The following is a 229-nucleotide window of genomic DNA, read 5'->3' as shown; positions in this document are numbered from 1 at the left end:
CAGGATCTCTTCTTCGCCTCCGCCGCCGCGCAGATCTTCGCCACGCTGACAGCAGGCGTCGAGAACCCCCTCGCGCTGTTCGACGCTCTGCGTCAGGCGAGCGATGAGAGCCGGATGAAGATCTGGTCGTCGAACCCCGACATCGAGGCGATGATGTCGGACACCCGCCTCGCAGGCACGCTTCCCGCGACCAACGACGACAAGACGATCGCCGGCGTGTACTTCAACG

1 protein-coding gene is annotated in these 229 nt (G+C 64.6%); it reads left to right on the top strand.

From position 1 onward, the window contains the following. The coding region (locus tag SB658_RS28195; RefSeq protein ID WP_410603915.1) for a hypothetical protein at nt 1-229 on the top strand (229 nt) is incomplete at both ends.

It is taken from the genome of Bacillus sp. SIMBA_008, from assembly GCF_046535495.1.
Classification (GTDB): Bacteria; Bacillota; Bacilli; order Bacillales; family Bacillaceae; genus Bacillus; species Bacillus subtilis.
Note: the sequence above shows the minus strand (reverse complement) of the source record. Positions and strands in the feature narration are given on the sequence as shown.